Here is an 18,218-nt window from a genome sequence, read left to right as displayed (position 1 = left end):
TGAGCGGAGTCGAAGTACCAATATTTAATTCAAAATTAAGCCTCTCCTAAAATCTCCTGAAGCTCAAGCCATCTCATTTCATGATCTTCCAGTTTTCCCGAAACGGTTTCCAGTTCATCCGATAATTTTGCCACTTTTTCATAATCCGTTTCATTATTGAGCTGATCCAGGATCCTAGTGCGTTGTTCTTCCAGCTCAGGCATTTCCTTTTCAATGGTTTCCAGTTCCCTCTGTTCTTTAAAAGTAAGTTTTCGTTTTTTAGAACTAGTGGGTTCATCAGAAACAACGATGTTCTCTTTTACAGGTTCTGTTTTTGCTGCCGTGCTTTTTTCCAGAGCATCCTCACGGCTTTTTGCTTCACGGTATTCAGAGAAATTTCCTGTGAAATCTTTTATTTTTCCGCTTCCTTCAAAGGCTAAAATATGGTCTACAATCTTATCCATAAAGTAACGGTCATGGGAAACAATGATCAGTGAGCCCTGGAACTGCTGTAAAAAGCTTTCAAGAACGGTCAGGGTAGGAAGGTCCAGATCATTGGTAGGTTCATCAAAGATCAGGAAATTAGGGTTCTGATAAAGAATATGCAGCAAATGCAGCCTTCTCTTTTCTCCTCCGGATAGCTTTGAGATAGGAGAGTACTGGGTCTGGTCATCAAAAAGGAATAATCTTAAAAACTGTGATGCGGATAAGCTTTTTCCGTTAGCCAAAGGATAAAACTCGGCAATTTCTTTAATAAAATCGATTACTCTTTCATCCTCCTTGTATTGCAGTCCTTTCTGAGAAAAATACCCAAAAGATATCGTTTCACCGGTTTCAATTTCACCTTTATCGGCCTTTTCCAGCCCTTGAATGATATTCAGAAGTGTGGATTTTCCTGCCCCGTTTTTTCCTACGATCCCCACTTTTTCACCCCGCTGGAACTGATAACTGAAATCTTTCAATAAAAGCTTATCCCCGAAACTTTTATCAATATGCTTAAGTTCAAGAATTTTTTTGCCTAAACGCTTCATTTCAAAATCCAGCTCAAGCCCCTGTTGCCGGGTATCTGTTTTGGCTACTTTTTCGGTTTCGTAAAATGCATCGATCCTGCTTTTGGATTTGGTAGTTCTTGCTTTAGGCTGTCTGCGCATCCATTCCAGCTCTTTTCTGTAAAGGTTGTTTGCTTTATCTATGGTGGCGTTCAGGTTTTCCTCACGGATCATTTTATTTTCGAGGTAGGTGGCGTAAGAACCATTGTGAACATATAGATTCTGATCTTCCATTTCCCAGATCATGTCGCAGACGCTATCGAGGAAATACCTGTCGTGGGTTACCAGTAACAGGGTGATTTTGGCTTTATTTAAGTAATTTTCAAGCCATTCCACCATGTCCACATCCAGGTGGTTGGTGGGTTCGTCCATAATTAAAAGCGTGTGGCGGTGTTCTGCCCGGGTTTCCGTCAGCAGCTTGGCCAGTGCAACGCGTTTGATCTGGCCTCCGGAAAGGGTTCCCATTTTGGCCTGAAGGTCTGTGATCTTAAGCTGGGAAAGGATCTGCTTCATTTCATTCTCCAGATCCCATGCTTTATGGGCTTCCATTTCAGCCAAAGCTTTTTCAATGAAAGCATTATCTGTAGAAAGTAAAGACTGATGGTAGTTTTTCAATGCCTGAATAGGCTCCGAATCCAATGTCATCATAAACTCATCAATAGTAAGATCCGGGTTATAATCGATCTCCTGATCAAATAATACCACCTGAATATCCTTATTGATATTTACGGTTCCGCTGTCAGCGATTTCTTTTCCCATTAAAATTTTTAGGAGAGTGGATTTTCCGCTTCCGTTTTTGGCAACAATGGCAATTTTGTCACCTTCATTGATATGAAAAGAGACATTTTCGAACAAAACTTTGATGCCATAGGTTTTGGTAAGATTTTCGACAGAAACGTAATTCATTGGAATTTAATGGTTTGAATTTGAGTTTTGAATTGACGCGCAAAAATACGAAAATGTAATAAGATTGTTTTTATAAATGATACATACAATACCCCAAAATAAATTAACATGATAACAAAATTACGCTCTGTCCCAAAAGAAAGATATTGGGAATATTTTATCCTTGTTGCAAGGTTTTTATTAGCTTTTACTTTTTTCAGTTATGGTTTTGGTAAACTAACGGTAGGTCAGTTCGGGATTTCCCCTCAGGAAATGGCTACGCCTATTAAGGATCTTTCTTTATTCAGGGTGATGTGGTATTTATTCGGGCATGAGCCTTTCAATACAGTCGTGGGTATTTTGCAGCTTGTTACGGGAGTGCTTCTTCTTTTTGACAGGACTGCTATCTTAGGGGTTGTATTTTTTATTCCTGTGGCAGCTAATATTTTGTTAATGGATATCAGCTTTATGCCTGAAAGTCTGGCGGCAGGCTTTACCAAAAGATTTATGTTTTATTTTTTTCTGTGCTTTCTGATCTTGTGGAATGACAGAGACCGTATCAGGATCATCTGGAACACCATGATCAAAAAAAATCCGATGAAGCTCAGGTTTCCCATATTGCTTTACCTGCTTGTTCCGGTATTTGCTTTGGCACTGGAATTCTTACCCGCAATTCCTCAGATTATCTATGGTTTTATCACTGAACCGGTAAAGACTTTTGAACTTTTTCAGAAAATTTTCCATTCTTTATTTTAAGTCTGTACTATAAATTTATAATATGGAATTCAGAACAAAAACAAATGATCTTGTGATATATTTTTAATAATGAAGTATAAAAATTGTGTTTTTATACGTTTTGTAATATTTTTTAATGTAGATTTGGCATGCTTGTTATAAATAATTAAACTATGTTGCAATTTAATTTTCTGGCTATTTTTGTAGCCGCTTTAGTTCCCCTTGTCATAGGGTTCGTTTGGTATAATCCAAAATTTTTAGGAAGTGCCTGGATGAGAGAATCCGGGATGACGGAAGATAAAATGAAGGGAGCAAATGTAGGAATGATCTTCGTTTTCACGATCATCTTATCTTTTTTGATTGCTTTTTTCATGCAGTTTGTAACCATACACCAGTATGGAGCTTCAGGGATGATAGGTGGAGACGATGCTAATGCAAAACAGTCTTATTTTGAATTCATGAAAGATTACGGGATGGCATACCGCTCTTTCGGGCATGGTGCCTTGCATGGTTTCATTACTGCACTTTTCCTTGTTTTTCCCTTATTCACCATTAATTCCTTATTCGAAAGAAGGTCATGGAAATATATTTTTATTAATGTTGCTTACTGGGCAATCTCATTAACGATCATGGGAGGTATTGTTTGCGGTTGGTATGAAATGAATGGCTTTCATTGGGTAACACAGAAATAAATACTGATAATTTAAACAGATAAGGCTACATTTGTAGCCTTTTTTATGTTGTACAGAATAAAGATATATAACAGTGCTTCCAGCTTACCCTTAAATTGGAATACTGTCATCGGGGACCATAACATCATGCTGTCCAGAGAGTATTTTGATGCTTTAGAAAGGTCTGCACCGGATAATATGCGTTGCTGTTATGCCGCTTTTTTTGAAGATGAGAAATTAATAGGCGGAGCATTATTTCAGTATCTGGATTTTCAGTATCATTCGACTTTTCAAAAGAATCAGGTTTGGTGTAGTATGCGGAATTTTTTAGCAAGAAAATTCAGTGGAGATGTTATGATCCTGGGAAATAATATGCTGACCGGGCAAAACGGGTTTTATTTTGATCCGTCAAAAGCTACCAGGGAGCAGATCCTTGTTCTTTTAGATGATGCGGTGTATAAAATGCAAAAGGAGGTAAGGAAAACAGCATTGATCATCTATAAAGATTATCAGGCTGATTTTGTCAATCATTTTAAGGGAAGGAATTACCATTCTTATTTCAGATTTTCTGTTCAGCCCAATATGATTTTGAATTTAAAAGAAAGCTGGGTAGGTTTTAATGATTATCTGGATGCTTTTTCTACCAAATACAGGACCCGGGCAAAGTCAGCAAGGAAAAAATCAGAAGGAATTGAGAAGCAAGAGCTGCAGCTTGATGAGATCAGGAAATATCATAAAGAAATTAATATCCTGTATCAGAATGTGGCTGAAAATGCCCCTTTTAATACATTTTTCCTGGCCGAAAATCATTTTGAAAAGATGAAAGAGAACCTGGATCAGAATTTTAAAGTCTTCGGATATTTCCTGAATGGAAAGCTTACCGGTTTTTATACCTTGATCCTTAATAATGATGACATCGATACCTATTTTTTAGGATATAATAAAGAGTTGCAAAAGGAAAAGCAGTTGTATCTGAATATGCTTCTGGATATAGTACGATTTGGGATTGATCATCGTTTCAGGAGAATTATTTTCGGGAGAACAGCATTGGAAATCAAATCCACGATAGGTGCCGAACCTGTTGACATTTTCGGATTGATCAGACATAAAAACGGATTGTTGAATCGGTTTATGGACAGGATATTCCCGTCATTGAACCCAAAAACGGAATGGATACAAAGAAAGCCTTTTAAATGATTAATCCAAGGTCAGTCTTTTTAAAGACCACGAATTTCCATTGTAAATATTCAGGTCTACCTTAGTATTGATCCCGTGTACAATTCCGTTTTCAGTAAACTGCCAGAAGCTCCAGCGATCATCGGGGGTAGGGGACGGTACATCATTATAATTGGCCAGCCAGAGAGGGTAACCTTCAAATTCCCCTTTTAAATAATCATTGTAATAATGATAATAAGTATAAATGATAGGTTTCTCACCGTAAGTTTCCTCAATGATCTTACACCAGATCTTCAGGTCTTCAATTAATTTTTTATTGGTTTTTCTTTTCGGGATCTTTTCAATATCCAGAACGGGAGGCAGGTCGCCGCTCTCCAGTTTTACATTTTCCAGAAAATTATTGGCCTGCATCACCGGATCTTCATCGGCCCGGTAGAAATGATAGGCACCCCTGATCAGGTTGTGCTTTTTTGCCTGTTTCCAGAAATCATCAAAATGTTTGTCTGCGCTCCGGTTTCCCATGGTGGCTCGCATAACAACAAACTTTAAAGAGATGGTTTTGTTGCCTATGCTTAGGCTGTCCCATTTAATATCTTCTTTGTTTTGATAATGGGAGATATCAAGACCATAGGTTTTATCCAGGTTGGCAGAAAGTATCTTTTGAATTCTGAGTGCTTCCTTTTCAGAATTATGAAGTTTTTTATGGGTGAATTTATTGAAGTATAATGCGTAATAATAACTTATAGATTGTCTTAAATATAAGCCAGTTCCGATAAGGGCGATAATTAAAACTGCCAATACCACTTTCCGACGGAAAAAATAATTCTTCCGCCTGTTCTGATGGATGCTTCTGGCTGTTCCTTTGGAGTACTTTTTTTTCGTCATAAAGTTTTGCAAAACTAGCTTTTTAGGAACTAAAATGCTAAATAAATTCAGTAAATTTGTGTAATATGGAAACACGTGAAAAAATTATTATTATAGGAGGTGGTTTTGCCGGGTTACAGCTGGCAAAAACATTGAATAACAAGAATAAAAAGGTAATACTTCTCGATAGGGTTAACCACCATATGTTCCAGCCTCTTTTTTACCAGGTAGCGTGCGGAAGGATCGAACCTTCCAATATATCCTTCCCGTTCAGGAAAATCTTTCAGCGTTCAAGGAACACGCAGTTTCGGCTTACAGAGGTTAAGGAAATTGATCCCGTTCATAATAAAGTGATTACCGATGATGCAGAGTTTAGCTATGACAAGCTGGTGATTGCTACAGGATGTAAAACGAACTTCTTTGGCAACCGGGATCTTGAAGGACGGGCTTTCGGAATGAAAAATACCCAGGAAGCCATAAGCATCAGGAATCACGTTTTGATGACCTTTGAAAAGCTGATTATTGAAAAAAGCCGAAGTGATGATGGTAACTGGAATATTGTAATTGTAGGAAGCGGGCCTACCGGTGTGGAGCTGGCAGGGGCTTTCGCGGAAATGAAAAAAGAGATCCTGCCGAGGGATTATCCGTATATGAATTTTGACCATCTAAAAATAATCCTGGTAAGCTCTACAGAAAAACCTCTTGCCGTAATGAGTCCTGAAGCTCAGGAAAAATCCGAAAAATACCTCAAAGAGCTGGGTGTGACCTTTTTGAGTGGGGAATATGTAACGGATTATGACGGAGACAGGGTATATATGAAAAGCGGAAAAGGAATTCCTTCCAATAATGTGATCTGGGCAGCAGGAGTTACCGGAAATGTTGTAGATGGTTTTTCTGAAGAAAAATTAATGAAGAACCGGTATATTGTAGACCGGTATAATAAAGTAAAAGGATACGATAATATTTTTGCTGTGGGGGATATTGCCTATATGGAGACCCCGAAATATCCGCAGGGACATCCGCAGGTAGCCAACGTGGCGATCAATCAGGCCAAAAATCTGGGGAGAAACCTCCTGAAGAAAAGTATGGGTGAGTGGATGGAGTATGAATATGATGATAAAGGGTCTCTGGCCACTATCGGGAAACACCGGGCGGTTGTAGATCTTCCGTTCTTTAAATTTCAGGGCTTTCTGGCGTGGTATTTCTGGATGTTCTTACACCTGATGCTTATTCTGAGCGTAAGAAACAAGCTTGCCATTTTTTTCAATTGGATGTGGAGCTATTTTAATAAAGATTCATCTTTGCGATTGATTATTTTACCTAATAAGAAAAACGGAACATTACAATGAGAATTGATATAATAAGTGTATTGCCGGAGCTGATGGAAAGTCCGTTCAAAACCTCTATTTTAAAAAGAGCAATGGATAAGGGGCTGGCGGAAGTGCATTTTCACCACCTGAGAGACTGGGCGATCAACAAGCACAGACAGGTGGATGATGAACCCTATGGAGGTGGGGCGGGAATGGTTATGATGGTAGAACCGCTGGATCGCTGTATTTCTGAGCTCAAATCCCACAGAGATTATGATGAGGTGATCTATCTGACCCCGGACGGAGTTACTTTGAATCAAAAAATAGCAAATACCCTTTCCATAAAAAATAATCTGATCTTTTTATGCGGACATTATAAAGGAATTGACCAGAGAGTAAGGGAACTTCATATTACCAGAGAAATATCCATAGGGGATTATGTACTTACAGGCGGAGAATTGGCGGCATGTGTGCTGGCAGACAGTGTGATCAGGCTGATCCCGGGAGTTTTGAATGATGAGCAAAGTGCCCTGACGGACAGTTTTCAGGACGACCTTTTATCTCCCCCTATTTATACGAGACCGGAAAGTTATAAAGGATTGGAGGTACCTAAAGTATTACTAAGCGGAAATTTTGCACAAATTGAAGAATGGCGTCATGATGAGGCTGTAAGGATTACCAGAGAAAAGCGTCCCGATTTACTTTAAATTTTATTGAGACTATTTAATTAGGTCGTATTTTTTTTCTTCCCATTTTGGAGAATAATTTTTAAATAGAGAGTGATAATTGTGGTGTTTTAAGAAAAATATTAAAATTTGACTATTAAAATTTATTTTAATGTTTTTTTTTTAGATAATTTCATTTTTTATGTTTTATTTTTAATTTAAGGTTGATATATTGTATGCTGAAACTATTTAAAATATTAATTTCCTAAATGAATTTAACTATTATTGTTAATAAAACATGTATATATTGAATATAAAATTAACTTCAATATATTGTAAATAAACTAATCATATTAAAAAAAAAATAATAAATTTACATTCTGAAATTATAATGTGAATTTTAGTATAGAATTGTGTAATTAATGGAGCTGTTCAGTTTTTACAATGTTGAAAATTTATTTTTGCCGGATCCAAAACCAATTCATAAATTAGACCCTGCCATTTCGGGGCTGAGAAATTGGGATGAGAGAAAATATAAGAACAAGCTTTTTAAGATTTCACACGTTTTTCAATTGATGAAGGAGGAAAATGGAGTTCTGCCATTTATGATCGGGTTGTCCGAAGTATCCGGAAGGAAAGTTTTGGAAGAGCTGGTTAGCATGGAACCTTTTAATTCAGAGTATGGAATTATTCATTATAGTTCTATGGATGAAAGAAAGGTAGATGTTGCAATGTTATATGACAGGAATAAGATAGAAGTAATAAGTTCAGAAACTATTACCTTCTTTTTCGAGATCATAGATGAAAATATAGAAAATTACGATACAACTAGGGATATACTCTATTCAAAAGTAAAATATAAAGGGGAAATTATTAATGTCTTTATCGCCCATCTTCCCTCTAAGCGAGAAAAAGATGTTAATAAGCCAAAAAGAGCCTTTATACTCGAAGAAATTCGGGGTAAAATTTTGAATATTGTCAATGGAGATAAAGAACATGTTATCTTGTGTGGTGATTTCAACGAAAACCCAGATGATGAAAATTTAGTAAAAATTCTCTACGACGATAACCGCCGGAAGGTTTTAGAGAACCCTTTCCAGGAGTTGTTTTCTACAAGGAAATATTCTACTTTTCATTACAAATCTGGACTGCTGTTTGACCAAATTATATTATCAAGGTCGTTATTTGATAATATGCATTTGTCTTTTCAGAATGCTCAGGTATTTAATTCTGAAAAAATCAGCAGCCGGAACAGGAAATTCGAAGGCAGGCCTTTCAGAACTTATGCCGGTACCCGGTATTTGGGAGGTTACAGCGATCATTTTCCGGTTTTTGTAAAATTTAAAAGTTTATAGAAAATGTAAAAACATGAATAATTAAAAAAGTAGAAGATGAAAAATTCAAGTAACACTTACTATCATTTAGATTCGATTGACAAGGAGATTATCTATATGCTTATGGATAATGCCAAAACCTCTTTAGCTCACATCTCAAAGAACGTCGGAATTTCAACTACAGCTGTTCACCAGAGGATAAAGAAACTGGAACATGCAGGAGTTATAGAAAATTCAATTTCTTTTCTGAATCCGAAAAAGATAGGATATAAGGTCACGTCATACATTGGAGTATTTCTGGATCAGCCCAGCCATTACTCGGATGTGGTAAAATCATTGAAAGAGATCAACGAAGTAGTTGAAGCTCATTACACAACAGGAAATTATACTATTTTTCTGAAAGTTCTTTGTAAGGATAATGATCACCTGATGCAGATACTTAATAAACTTCAGAAATTAAAAGGAGTGACGAGAACAGAAACTTTCATATCTTTGGAGCAAGGCATTAACAGACAGCTGAAAGTATAAAACATCATGAATATTGCTCGATATCTGGATTCAACCTATTTGAAAACACCTTTACAATCAGGTCTTTCAGAAGGAGAAACTTTACAAAAAGATAAGGAACTTGCTCAGGAAGCTATTGAGAATGGTGTTTTTGCAGTAATGATCCGTCCGGATTATGTATCCGAAATTAAAAAGTATCTTCAGGAAAAAAAATCAGATGTTGCAGTAGGTACTGTTATAGGATTTCATGAAGGAACCTATACTGTTGATCAAAAACTGGCAGAAGCTTCAAAAGCAATTGAAGACGGAGCTGATGAGCTGGATTTTGTGATCAATTATCAGGCTTACCTCAAAGGAAATCTGGATACAGTGCAAGAAGAATTTGTGAAATGTACACAGCTATGTATGCAAAATGATAAGGTTGCCAAATGGATCATTGAAATTGCTGCCCTTGCCGATGAACAAATTGCTGATATTACCAAAAATATATCAGGATGGGCAGAAAAACATTTTTCAGAAAATGAATTGTCCCGTATTTTTGTGAAATCTTCAACTGGCTTTTTTGAAACTGTCGGTGGAAAACCTAACGGAGCAACATTTGAAGGTATAAAGATCATGTTGGATAATGCCGGGAAACTTCCCGTAAAAGCGGCAGGAGGAGTAAGAACTCCCGAAGATGCAGAAAAAATGGTCAATATGGGAGTTAAAAGAATAGGAACTTCCTCTGCATTAGCCTTGATCAAAAAACAGTCTTCTTCAGAAGAATATTAAAAACGATATGTAATCATAAAGAAAATAGCCATCAGATCTGATGGCTATTTTTATACTTGTTCCTGCTGATATTCGTTGTAAAATTCCTGGGTTTCGGTGATCAGGGCATCCATCTCTTGCAGCGTAAAAACTTCCAGGAATTTTTTCCTGAATTCCTTAAAATGCGGAACTCCCCGGAAATAATTGCTGTAATGCTGTCTCATTTCAATTAAGCCCAGTCTTTCCCCTTTCCATTCGGCACTCCATTCGGCATGCTGGCGAACTGCCAATAATCTGTCTGAGATAACCGGTTCCGGCAGATGCTCTCCGGTCTCAAAGAAATGCTTGATCTCATTAAAGATCCAAGGATATCCTATAGCCGCACGGCCGATCATAATACCGTCACACGCATACTTTTGTTTATACTTCAATGCTTTTTCAGGAGAATCTATATCTCCGTTCCCGAAGATCGGGATCTCAATATTGGGATTTTGCTTGATTCTGGATATATGTTCCCAATCCGCTTCACCTTTATACATCTGAGAACGTGTTCTGGCATGGATAGTTAAAGCTTTGATCCCTGTTTCCTGCAGACGTTCAGCTACTTCATCAATATTAATGGAATTGGTGTCCCATCCCAGACGGGTTTTCACCGTTACAGGTAAATGAGTAGAGCTTACAACAGCTTTCGTAAGGCGTACCATAAGATCAATATCCTTTAAAACTCCGGCTCCGGCCCCTTTGCAAACCACTTTTTTTACAGGACACCCGAAATTGATGTCTACCAGGTCAGGATTTACAGTCTCCACAATTCTTGCAGACATGGCCATCGCTTCCTCATCTCCACCAAAGATCTGGATCCCGACAGGTCGTTCATAATCGAAAATATCTAATTTTTTTCGGCTTTTGATCGCATCACGGATCAGCCCTTCAGAAGAAATAAATTCCGAATACATCAGATCTGCACCATGCATCTTGCACAGGCGCCTGAACGGAGGATCGCTTACATCTTCCATGGGAGCCAGCAAAAGCGGAAATTCCGGCAGTTCTATATTGCCTATTTTTATCATGGTGCAAATTTACGAATTTCTAAACTTTTGATCAGACTGATATTTTCTATTGTGGTTATCTGCTAAGAAATAAGCCTGAAATTTTCCACCTTTTTGCCATTCAGGTACTTTTGCCAGCGCTCAAGAATCGGTTTTTCAAGTTTAAATTCCCGGTATTCATCAGGGGACATTACCGGAATTCCTCTCATAATGGGATATACCCTGTTGCAGCAAGTACAGATGAGCAGCCCTTCAGTAATATTTTCCGTTACATCCTTTGAGATGATGGTTAATTCTAAATCCGATCTGTCGAACGGACAGCATAATTTTTCTATGGTTTTAATTCTCATTTTTACTTTTTTAATTGTTGTATGTAATTTCTAATTGCCTCAGCAGGGTTTTCCGAACCCATGATTCCGGATACGATGGCGATCCCGTCATAATCCAGTTCCTCCAGCAATGGCATATTGCCAGGAATGATTCCTCCGGCTAAGAAGACAGAGCCTTTAAAGACAGTTTTAGCCTGCTGTACCGTTTCAAAGTTTACCAACTCACAGCTGTTGGCCGTAGCAGAAGGAAACAGGGAGCAAAAAGAAATATAATCGAAATTATTTTCCGATGCCCACCGGATCTGGGATAAATGATTATTGCAGGTAAGCCCCGTAATAAAGGCCCTGTTAATCATCTTCCTTATGTCCTCATAATTTTCCGGAGCTTCATCAAAATGTACCCCATGCAAAGGCATCTTCGTTAAATATTTCCATTGATTGTTGATAAGGACAGGAATATCAAAAGGCCGGGCTATCTGACAAATTTTTAAAAGAAATCCTTCAACGGATTGCTCATCTTGAAAATGATCCCAAACTTGTATGGCAGAAATATTTTCTTTGACTATTACTTCTAATTTATTGAATAGCACGTCTTCATTCATCGATGGATCAATGATCAGATAAATGCCGGGTTGTATAGCAGGTGTTCTCATTATTTCCAGCCTTTGCGGTATGCATTAAAGAAAGCCTTCCAGTAAGGATCTTCTTTTCTATACATCAGATCATTTACTTTTTCTTCACTCACCAGTTTTATTCCCTGATCTTTTTCGGTGATCTTTCCGACTTCCGTACAAGGAATATTATTTTGAGCCAATCGGGAAATGATTTCCGGAGCTTTTTCTTTTTCACAGCTTATGATCATAGAACCTGCCCCAATGCAGTATCTTGGGTCTAAAGAAAACAGATGGCATACCGCGGACTGAACCTCACCCACCGGAAGCTTTCCATTATCAATAACGGCACCGTGGCCGGAGGCAGTAACCAATTCATAAATTGCCCCCAAGACACCACCCTCTGTCACATCATGCATCGCCGTAACTCCGGAATTGTCTTCCTGTGCGGCTATTAATGCGTCTTTCAAAGATGATGTCCGATAAAAAGAAGAACAGGCAGATTCATATAATTCTTTTCCTGTTTCGTTCTTTACCGTTTCAGGAAAGCTCATGGCTAAAATGGCTGTGGAAGATATGGCACATTCTTTTGTAACGAGAATGGAGTTACCCGGTTTTGCCAGCTTTGAGATCAGGATCTTATCTTTGGGAGCAATGGTAATAAAAGTTCCGCCTCCGGCAATTGTTGAGTTCTGACCTTCAATAAAACCTGTATGTCCGCCCGTAATGCTCACTCCGATGTCTTTACAGAATTTGTGAATGTAACTCCAATAGATCTTAAAATCATTTTCAGATAACCAGGTAGGAAGATTTAATATAAACTGGCCATACATGGGTGCAAAACCTGTTGTTGCCATATCATTGGCTATCAGATGAACGGAAAGCCATGCGGATTCTTCCAGGCCAAGAGATGGGATCAGTGATAAGGGATCACTGGTTAAAACCATCGCGTGCCCGTTAGGTAGGTCTACGACGGAAACATCTACCCCGAACTGTGGGCCTGTGCTTACCTCTTTTCTTTTTCTGCCGCATTTCTCCTGAATAAACCGTTCAACCACCGAGTGCCCGATTTTTCCTAATGGGTTGCTCATGACTCTACATCATTTAATTGGATATATAAACCGAAGAAATCCCCGATTGGAACATTCCATTGCTGTACCGGAAACCATTTCGGAAGTCCGGTGCAGGTCCACTCAATAGTATACTGTCTTCCCGCTAATGCTTTTTCAATGATTTCCGTGAGCATTTTTGGGGTGTAAAAAGTTGCGGTGACATAAAAAGGATTTTTTCCGAATAGCTGCTGAACCCTTCTTCTGGCCACTTTAGGAGAATTCCTGTTCATCATTCCCATGGCTATCCCATATCTGGCAACACGGGCTGCCTCCCTGATCACTTTTACAGGATCTTTATAGTATTCAAATGTGGTAATGAATGCCAGTGAGTCAAAAGTATGATCTTTGAAAGGCATGAAGTGTGAATCTGCCATCACCAGGTCGCCATCAAACAAATGAATAGCCTGGGAAAGCATAAGAGGGGAGATGTCTCCGCCTGTCGCTTCTATTCCTATATTTTTCCACCATCTCGTAAACCGGGTGGTGCCACAGCCGAATTCCAATAATGTTTTTACCCGTTTGTCTCCGGAAACAAGCTGTTCCATCACTTTTTTCTGCCAGATCTCGGCACGCTTGTACCGGCCTTCATACCATAATTCATAGGTGTCGGTATGCTCCCTGTTGAAGAACCATTCGGGTCTTCCCTGCCAGTTCTGCTGTTGTTGGGGGATAAGTTCTCCGGAAAATTTCTGTACTTTCATTTTTATATGCATTTATCAGATTATTCAATGTTGACCATAGGTATACAGCCCAACGAATAAAGCATAAAATGAAAGCATTTTAAGCGAACATCCCTACGTTGGCATTATCCAAATCAGGTCATCGGGTATGATCTCAGCCTTTCGGCACCCCGTGTATTAATTCATTACAAATATAAGAAAAATTTAGAAGCTGGCCTTCACCTGCATGCTGCCGATATTTATCGTCCTGTCCCCGGAATTCCTTCCTTCATAATTTAAATTCAGTTGCAGGAAAGAATTGATGGCCTGCTGGATGAACACGCTCCATACCTGGTTTTTTCCGGGTTTCAGACCGTCGAGCATCTGGTTCCCTACAATGCTGAAATTATTTCCAGTGAAATCGTTATTGATGAATGAAAAATTCCCCCTGATGGAAGTTTTTTTACGTTCCCATTGGATGGTTCCTGTGATATCAAACGCTTTAAGGCGTTCCTCTCCGTCTGTTCTTTGCTTCATACGATATGCGGAAGAAAGCTCCGCCTGAATGGCATCTGTGAACTTATAGGTGGCTTTTGGTTTGGTTTCAAAATTACTTAAGCGGTAATCCCTTGTCTGGAATAGTTGTGATGAGTTTTGAATATCATGAACAGAATTTTCCCAGTCTATCCTGAATTCTTTATTAAACCAGTATCCGACATTCAGGAAATGGGAAGTCTGTTCCCTTTCTTCATTACTGAAATTGGCATTGATAAGGTTGTCATTGGCAATGAACCGGTAATTCCCGTTCCATCCGGATTTTTCGGTAGGACTGAACTGTACAGAAGCTAAAATGTTCTGGTTTTTAAGGATCTGGTCTTCGTTTTTCTCAAAAGGATTGATGACCAGAACTTTATCTTTTTTGAAGAAGGAATTTTGTGAATTTAATGATATATTGAAATTCCATCGCTTTAAAAATGCATTTTCAGAATTGAAAACGATTGACGGGTTTACAAATAAGGCCAGTTGCAATTTATTTTTATTGGAAGGAAGATAGCGTACAGAGTTAGTATAAACTCTTATATACTGGGCCAGATCCGAATATTCTGCAATCTCAAATTCATCGATCTGCTGAATTCCGTCACCATTATAATCGGTCCATTTATAAACACCCAGTCCGTCCGTAACCTTAATGTACTGGAATTCTCTTTGGGCTTCCTGCCCGTTCCCTAATTCATAGAACGCCTGCAAACGCATCCCGTTTCGGAAAAGCTGCTGGTTATAAAGGATGTTTCCGACTACAAAATCATTATTCCTGTTCAGGTCTGCATCAGTATTCTGATAAAAGAACTTCCTGTAATGTACCAAGGCATTTAAAGTGGTTTTTTCAGTTTTGATGATCTGGCTTTCTGCCATGATCCCCAGGATATTATTCATATTCTGAAGCCTGTTGTCACGTACGGAGTCATTATCCCGCATATAAACCTTAGCCAGTAATTTGGTTCTGGTACTGTCACCGATCTTCTTTTGTACAAACACTTCTTTCCAGCTGAAACTGGTGACGTCCATCAATTGAGTGTCATTGTATTTCTTTTCATTGTGCTCCATACTTCCGCCAATGGCCCAGCTTCCTTTTTTACCAGTGTATTCCGTAGATGCTCCGCCCCGTATGAATTTAGTGTCCTGCAGGGTGGCTGTAGTACTCAGATAGGACAAGCTTCCTTTGGTAAAGAATTTGCCTGAGATCCATCCGAAATCCAGGTCATTTTTAATACCTTTATATGAATCACGCTCATCCAAATAATTAATACGGTAATTCAGGGTTGATTTATTGTTCCATTTATTCAGGAAGCTGAAAATAAACCTATTCTGTGTTTTCTGGCTGAATTCCTGAGCTAAGTTGAAATCTCTGGAGAATTCCACATCATTAATTCTGTCTAAAATATGGAATTGCTTATCTATATACTGGTATTCGAAGCTTGGAGTTCCTTTCCAGTTATTCTTTGCGAATGTTTTATTCCCGAAAATACGTCCCGCATAGCCTATATTTTGCTGGGAATCTTTGGAAGAGAATAAGTTGATGTCATAATTGCTTAAAGAGAAATCTGCCCCTATTTTACCTTCTTTGAGTAAAAATTCAGAATTGAAGGAGTAAACCTGTGCCTTTTGAGGCGAAGGAAGCTTTCTTACTGCTCTGTAATCTCCCATATTAGGGCCTGCATATTCAAAAACACGTCCGTTGTTTGTGGTTTGCGTCACCTTATAATCTCCCAGATTCGCACCGAAATAGGTATAGGAAACCTGGTAAAGCGTCTCGTTGGGATCAGTGGAGAATTCATAAAAATTTCCACCAGGCCCCTGAACCTGGCGGTACAATATTTTATTGACATCATATTCTGTGGCCACACCGGAAGGGGCATACATCAGATTGGGATCATTACCTGCCTCTGCAAGGATCTCTTCGTCCTCTTTGGAAAGATTAAGGGAAAGCGGAGCATTTTTATTATCATTCTCCATGAACCAGCTTAGCCCGAATCTTGATTTTTCTCTTTTATGTTCAAGCTTTCCTGTAAACAGGTATCTGGAATAGTTCCTGTTCGTATAGTTATAAGAGATCGTAATAAAGTTCTGCTGAAAAATAGGACGGAAGCTGGTAAACGTTACCTCTCCGGTATTGTAGTTGATCACATAATCCTGGTTTTCCCCGCGCTTCATCAGTATCCCGTCAATGAATACCTGTTCCGAACCTGAAATAAGCGTGATGAACTGCTCTCCGTTCTTCCCGGTAAGACGATAAGGTCCTTGGTTGCCTTCAACTCCCTGGAAACGCACCCTGTGGAATTCACTTCGGGCAACTCCCATCGAAACATCAACAAAAGTTTTGTTGTCTTTGCCAAACTCAGTTTGGAACTGGAGCCCCATGCTTCGTCTCTGATATTTGGAAAAGTAATTTTTAGCTTCAACCAGGTCCAGGTGTCCGGCTCTGAGGATAGATTTATCCTTGATGTTAAGCTGCATATAGATCTTGTCGAATTCTTCAAGGGTCTGGGTATATCCATCCGCCTGGATAGGAAGATTATGATCTGAAATACTGGCTAAAATGGTTACATCCTTAGAAAGCCTTCCGGAGATCTGAAGATCCATCGAGCTTTGTACAGATTGTCCTTGGTTATTACCAAAAGTGATCCCCCGTATAATGGAACCTTTTGAATTGAGTTCTCCTAAAAATCTTTTTTTGTCATTCTTAGCGAGTACGGCTTCATCTACAATGATCTTATTATTGGTTTTTACAAAATCAAGAGTGTCTTTTGCAAAAATATCCTGCTCAAGTCTTGAGATAAGGATACTGTCTTTTTTGAGTGCAAAAATGCTGTCTTTCTTTGCAAGAAACAGAGTGTCTTTTTTTATGGTGTCTTGGGGAAGGTTTGGATTTTTCCATGTGAATATCTGTGCATTACCCGAAAATATGCCCATAAAAAACAACACGAATATTAAAATATAATTCCGCAAGCCCTTTAAAATGATTGGTAAAAATAATTAAAAAATGTTAATAGTAAGGGTTTAAGCAATATTAACAAAAAATTAACCTAATTATTGTCTGAAACGAAAAAATACCTGTATTTTAGCAGTCCAAATTATTAATAAGTAAATTTAAAAAAATCATGAAAAAATTTTATTCGCTAATAGCTACAGCAATGTTTGCTATCACATCTTTTGCTCAGACTACTATTTATTCTGAGGATATGGGTACTGCTACTGCAACAACAGCAATTTCTGCCAATACTTTTCAAAACGGAAGCCCGATCACTTATTCCGGGACAGCAGATGTAAGAGCTACCAATGCTTCTTCTACAACTAATTACCCTGAAGCTTCTGCAGGAGCAAATGTAATGGTCAATGCTGCCAGTGAAACTTTTATCATTTCCGGTATTGATACAACCAATTATACAAGTATTCAGCTTTCTTTCGGCCAAAGAAAAGGAGCTACTGCTGCAAATAATGAACTGACTGTTGAAGTAAGCTCGGATGGAACTAACTGGACCGCCCTTTCTTATTCAAGACCGACAGGATCAGGAACCGCTACCTGGGCATATATCAGCCCGACAGGAACTATTCCTTCTACTGCAAACCTAAGTATCAGATTTACCGGGACAAACGGAACCGAATGGAGAATTGATGATGTGAAACTTGTGGGTACAAGTTCTACTTTAGCAGTGAATGATATCAAAAATAAAAAAGGAAGCTTCATCAGGAATACTTATGTTGATGCTGACGAGATTGTTTTCGGGTCTCAGGTAAAAGATGTTAAAATTTACAATATGTATGGTCAGATTGTAAAAACTTCTTCAAAAGAAGGGGCTAGTTTAAATGTTTCTGAATTGACAAGAGGAAACTATATTGTGACCGGAACCGTAAATGGGGAGGCAGTTTCTCAAAAAGTACTTAAAAAATAGTTTTTAATTATTTGTTAAATATTGACCGTCATTTTATAAAAATGACGGTTTTTTTGTAATTTTATAATATAAATTTTAAACT

Annotated in this window: 17 protein-coding genes and 1 riboswitch; of the genes, 9 read left to right on the top strand and 8 right to left on the bottom strand. The window is 38.4% G+C overall.

What is annotated here, in order from left to right; genetic code table 11:
• Positions 1-35: 35 nt before the first annotated feature.
• Entirely contained in the window at positions 36-1,934 is a 1,899-nt protein-coding gene (locus HNP38_RS08240) for an ABC-F family ATP-binding cassette domain-containing protein (RefSeq protein WP_184187350.1), read from the bottom strand.
• 108 nt (positions 1,935-2,042) lie between these two features.
• Here HNP38_RS08240 and HNP38_RS08235 point away from each other — a divergent pair, with 108 nt between their 5' ends.
• From HNP38_RS08235 to HNP38_RS08225, 3 genes are all read left to right on the top strand, one after another.
• Positions 2,043-2,669: a hypothetical protein gene (locus HNP38_RS08235; protein ID WP_184187347.1), complete on the top strand. Its 627-nt coding sequence runs from the start codon at positions 2,043-2,045 to the stop codon at positions 2,667-2,669.
• A gap of 152 nt (positions 2,670-2,821) precedes the next feature.
• The gene (locus HNP38_RS08230; protein ID WP_317166713.1) at positions 2,822-3,340 is read left to right on the top strand and encodes a DUF1761 domain-containing protein; all 519 of its coding nucleotides are present in this window, start codon (positions 2,822-2,824) and stop codon (positions 3,338-3,340) included.
• 45 nt (positions 3,341-3,385) lie between these two features.
• Entirely contained in the window at positions 3,386-4,516 is a 1,131-nt protein-coding gene (locus tag HNP38_RS08225) for an 8-amino-7-oxononanoate synthase (RefSeq protein ID WP_184187344.1), read from the top strand.
• Here the strand turns inward: HNP38_RS08225 and HNP38_RS08220 are convergent, their stop codons facing one another.
• Positions 4,517-5,380 (bottom strand): glycoside hydrolase family 25 protein, encoded by an 864-nt coding sequence (locus HNP38_RS08220; protein WP_184187341.1) that lies wholly within the window; start codon positions 5,378-5,380, stop codon positions 4,517-4,519.
• A 65-nt stretch (positions 5,381-5,445) separates the two neighbouring features.
• Here HNP38_RS08220 and HNP38_RS08215 point away from each other — a divergent pair, with 65 nt between their 5' ends.
• The 5 genes from HNP38_RS08215 to deoC all read left to right on the top strand — a co-directional run bounded on the left by HNP38_RS08215 (position 5,446) and on the right by deoC (position 9,946).
• Positions 5,446-6,708 (top strand): NAD(P)/FAD-dependent oxidoreductase, encoded by a 1,263-nt coding sequence (locus tag HNP38_RS08215; RefSeq protein ID WP_184187338.1) that lies wholly within the window; start codon positions 5,446-5,448, stop codon positions 6,706-6,708.
• On the top strand, positions 6,705-7,376 hold the full coding sequence (gene trmD, locus HNP38_RS08210) for a tRNA (guanosine(37)-N1)-methyltransferase TrmD (RefSeq protein WP_184187335.1): 672 nt from the start codon (positions 6,705-6,707) through the stop codon (positions 7,374-7,376). The genes HNP38_RS08215 and trmD overlap by 4 nt, the downstream gene beginning before the upstream one ends.
• Positions 7,377-7,756: 380 nt before the next feature.
• Positions 7,757-8,689, top strand: a complete 933-nt coding sequence (locus HNP38_RS08205; RefSeq protein ID WP_184187332.1) for an endonuclease — start codon at positions 7,757-7,759, stop codon at positions 8,687-8,689.
• Positions 8,690-8,725: 36 nt separating this feature from the next.
• Complete coding sequence (locus HNP38_RS08200) at positions 8,726-9,196, top strand: Lrp/AsnC family transcriptional regulator (protein ID WP_184187329.1); 471 nt, start codon at positions 8,726-8,728, stop codon at positions 9,194-9,196.
• Positions 9,197-9,199: 3 nt separating this feature from the next.
• The gene (deoC, locus tag HNP38_RS08195; RefSeq protein ID WP_184187692.1) at positions 9,200-9,946 is read left to right on the top strand and encodes a deoxyribose-phosphate aldolase; all 747 of its coding nucleotides are present in this window, start codon (positions 9,200-9,202) and stop codon (positions 9,944-9,946) included.
• Between the two features lie 50 nt (positions 9,947-9,996).
• Here deoC and dusB read toward each other — a convergent pair whose 3' ends face one another.
• From dusB to HNP38_RS08165, 6 genes are all read right to left on the bottom strand, one after another.
• Entirely contained in the window at positions 9,997-10,995 is a 999-nt protein-coding gene (gene dusB / locus HNP38_RS08190; RefSeq protein WP_184187327.1) for a tRNA dihydrouridine synthase DusB, read from the bottom strand.
• A gap of 62 nt (positions 10,996-11,057) precedes the next feature.
• A complete protein-coding gene (locus HNP38_RS08185) occupies positions 11,058-11,324 on the bottom strand; it encodes a Trm112 family protein (RefSeq protein ID WP_184187324.1) in 267 nt (88 codons plus the stop codon).
• A gap of 2 nt (positions 11,325-11,326) precedes the next feature.
• Entirely contained in the window at positions 11,327-11,956 is a 630-nt protein-coding gene (locus tag HNP38_RS08180) for a thiamine phosphate synthase (protein WP_184187321.1), read from the bottom strand.
• Entirely contained in the window at positions 11,956-13,005 is a 1,050-nt protein-coding gene (locus HNP38_RS08175; RefSeq protein ID WP_184187318.1) for an AIR synthase family protein, read from the bottom strand. The genes HNP38_RS08180 and HNP38_RS08175 overlap by 1 nt, the downstream gene beginning before the upstream one ends.
• Positions 13,002-13,727 (bottom strand): class I SAM-dependent methyltransferase, encoded by a 726-nt coding sequence (locus HNP38_RS08170; protein WP_184187316.1) that lies wholly within the window; start codon positions 13,725-13,727, stop codon positions 13,002-13,004. Before HNP38_RS08170 ends, HNP38_RS08175 begins: the two co-directional genes overlap by 4 nt.
• 73 nt (positions 13,728-13,800) lie before the next feature.
• Positions 13,801-13,889: riboswitch (TPP riboswitch) on the bottom strand.
• Between the two features lie 21 nt (positions 13,890-13,910).
• Positions 13,911-17,156 (bottom strand): hypothetical protein, encoded by a 3,246-nt coding sequence (locus tag HNP38_RS08165; protein ID WP_228460985.1) that lies wholly within the window; start codon positions 17,154-17,156, stop codon positions 13,911-13,913.
• Positions 17,157-17,344: 188 nt separating this feature from the next.
• Between HNP38_RS08165 and HNP38_RS08160 the strand changes: the two genes are divergently transcribed.
• Positions 17,345-18,136 carry a T9SS type A sorting domain-containing protein gene (locus HNP38_RS08160; protein WP_184187313.1) on the top strand — a complete coding sequence of 264 codons (792 nt, stop codon included), beginning with the start codon at positions 17,345-17,347 and terminating at the stop codon, positions 18,134-18,136.
• The last annotated feature ends 82 nt before the right edge of the window (positions 18,137-18,218 follow it).

The sequence above is a fragment of the Chryseobacterium defluvii genome (genome assembly GCF_014204415.1).
GTDB classification, from domain to species: Bacteria; Bacteroidota; Bacteroidia; order Flavobacteriales; family Weeksellaceae; genus Chryseobacterium; species Chryseobacterium defluvii_A.
The sequence above is the reverse complement of the archived record's forward strand: the minus strand, read 5'-3'. Positions and strand labels throughout refer to the sequence as shown.

What these genes read in the sequence shown, in the direction of transcription:
- HNP38_RS08165 (WP_228460985.1), bottom strand. Translation starts at nt 17,156, where the DNA reads ATGGGCATATTTTCGGGTAATGCACAGATATTCACATGGAAAAATCCA.
- HNP38_RS08185 (WP_184187324.1), bottom strand. Translation starts at nt 11,324, where the DNA reads ATGAGAATTAAAACCATAGAAAAATTATGCTGTCCGTTCGACAGATCG.
- HNP38_RS08170 (WP_184187316.1), bottom strand. Translation starts at nt 13,727, where the DNA reads ATGAAAGTACAGAAATTTTCCGGAGAACTTATCCCCCAACAACAGCAG.
- HNP38_RS08180 (WP_184187321.1), bottom strand. Translation starts at nt 11,956, where the DNA reads ATGAGAACACCTGCTATACAACCCGGCATTTATCTGATCATTGATCCA.
- HNP38_RS08225 (WP_184187344.1), top strand. Translation starts at nt 3,386, where the DNA reads ATGTTGTACAGAATAAAGATATATAACAGTGCTTCCAGCTTACCCTTA.
- HNP38_RS08220 (WP_184187341.1), bottom strand. Translation starts at nt 5,380, where the DNA reads ATGACGAAAAAAAAGTACTCCAAAGGAACAGCCAGAAGCATCCATCAG.
- HNP38_RS08200 (WP_184187329.1), top strand. Translation starts at nt 8,726, where the DNA reads ATGAAAAATTCAAGTAACACTTACTATCATTTAGATTCGATTGACAAG.
- HNP38_RS08175 (WP_184187318.1), bottom strand. Translation starts at nt 13,005, where the DNA reads ATGAGCAACCCATTAGGAAAAATCGGGCACTCGGTGGTTGAACGGTTT.
- dusB (WP_184187327.1), bottom strand. Translation starts at nt 10,995, where the DNA reads ATGATAAAAATAGGCAATATAGAACTGCCGGAATTTCCGCTTTTGCTG.
- HNP38_RS08205 (WP_184187332.1), top strand. Translation starts at nt 7,757, where the DNA reads ATGGAGCTGTTCAGTTTTTACAATGTTGAAAATTTATTTTTGCCGGAT.
- HNP38_RS08230 (WP_317166713.1), top strand. Translation starts at nt 2,822, where the DNA reads ATGTTGCAATTTAATTTTCTGGCTATTTTTGTAGCCGCTTTAGTTCCC.
- HNP38_RS08215 (WP_184187338.1), top strand. Translation starts at nt 5,446, where the DNA reads ATGGAAACACGTGAAAAAATTATTATTATAGGAGGTGGTTTTGCCGGG.
- trmD (WP_184187335.1), top strand. Translation starts at nt 6,705, where the DNA reads ATGAGAATTGATATAATAAGTGTATTGCCGGAGCTGATGGAAAGTCCG.
- HNP38_RS08240 (WP_184187350.1), bottom strand. Translation starts at nt 1,934, where the DNA reads ATGAATTACGTTTCTGTCGAAAATCTTACCAAAACCTATGGCATCAAA.
- HNP38_RS08235 (WP_184187347.1), top strand. Translation starts at nt 2,043, where the DNA reads ATGATAACAAAATTACGCTCTGTCCCAAAAGAAAGATATTGGGAATAT.
- HNP38_RS08160 (WP_184187313.1), top strand. Translation starts at nt 17,345, where the DNA reads ATGAAAAAATTTTATTCGCTAATAGCTACAGCAATGTTTGCTATCACA.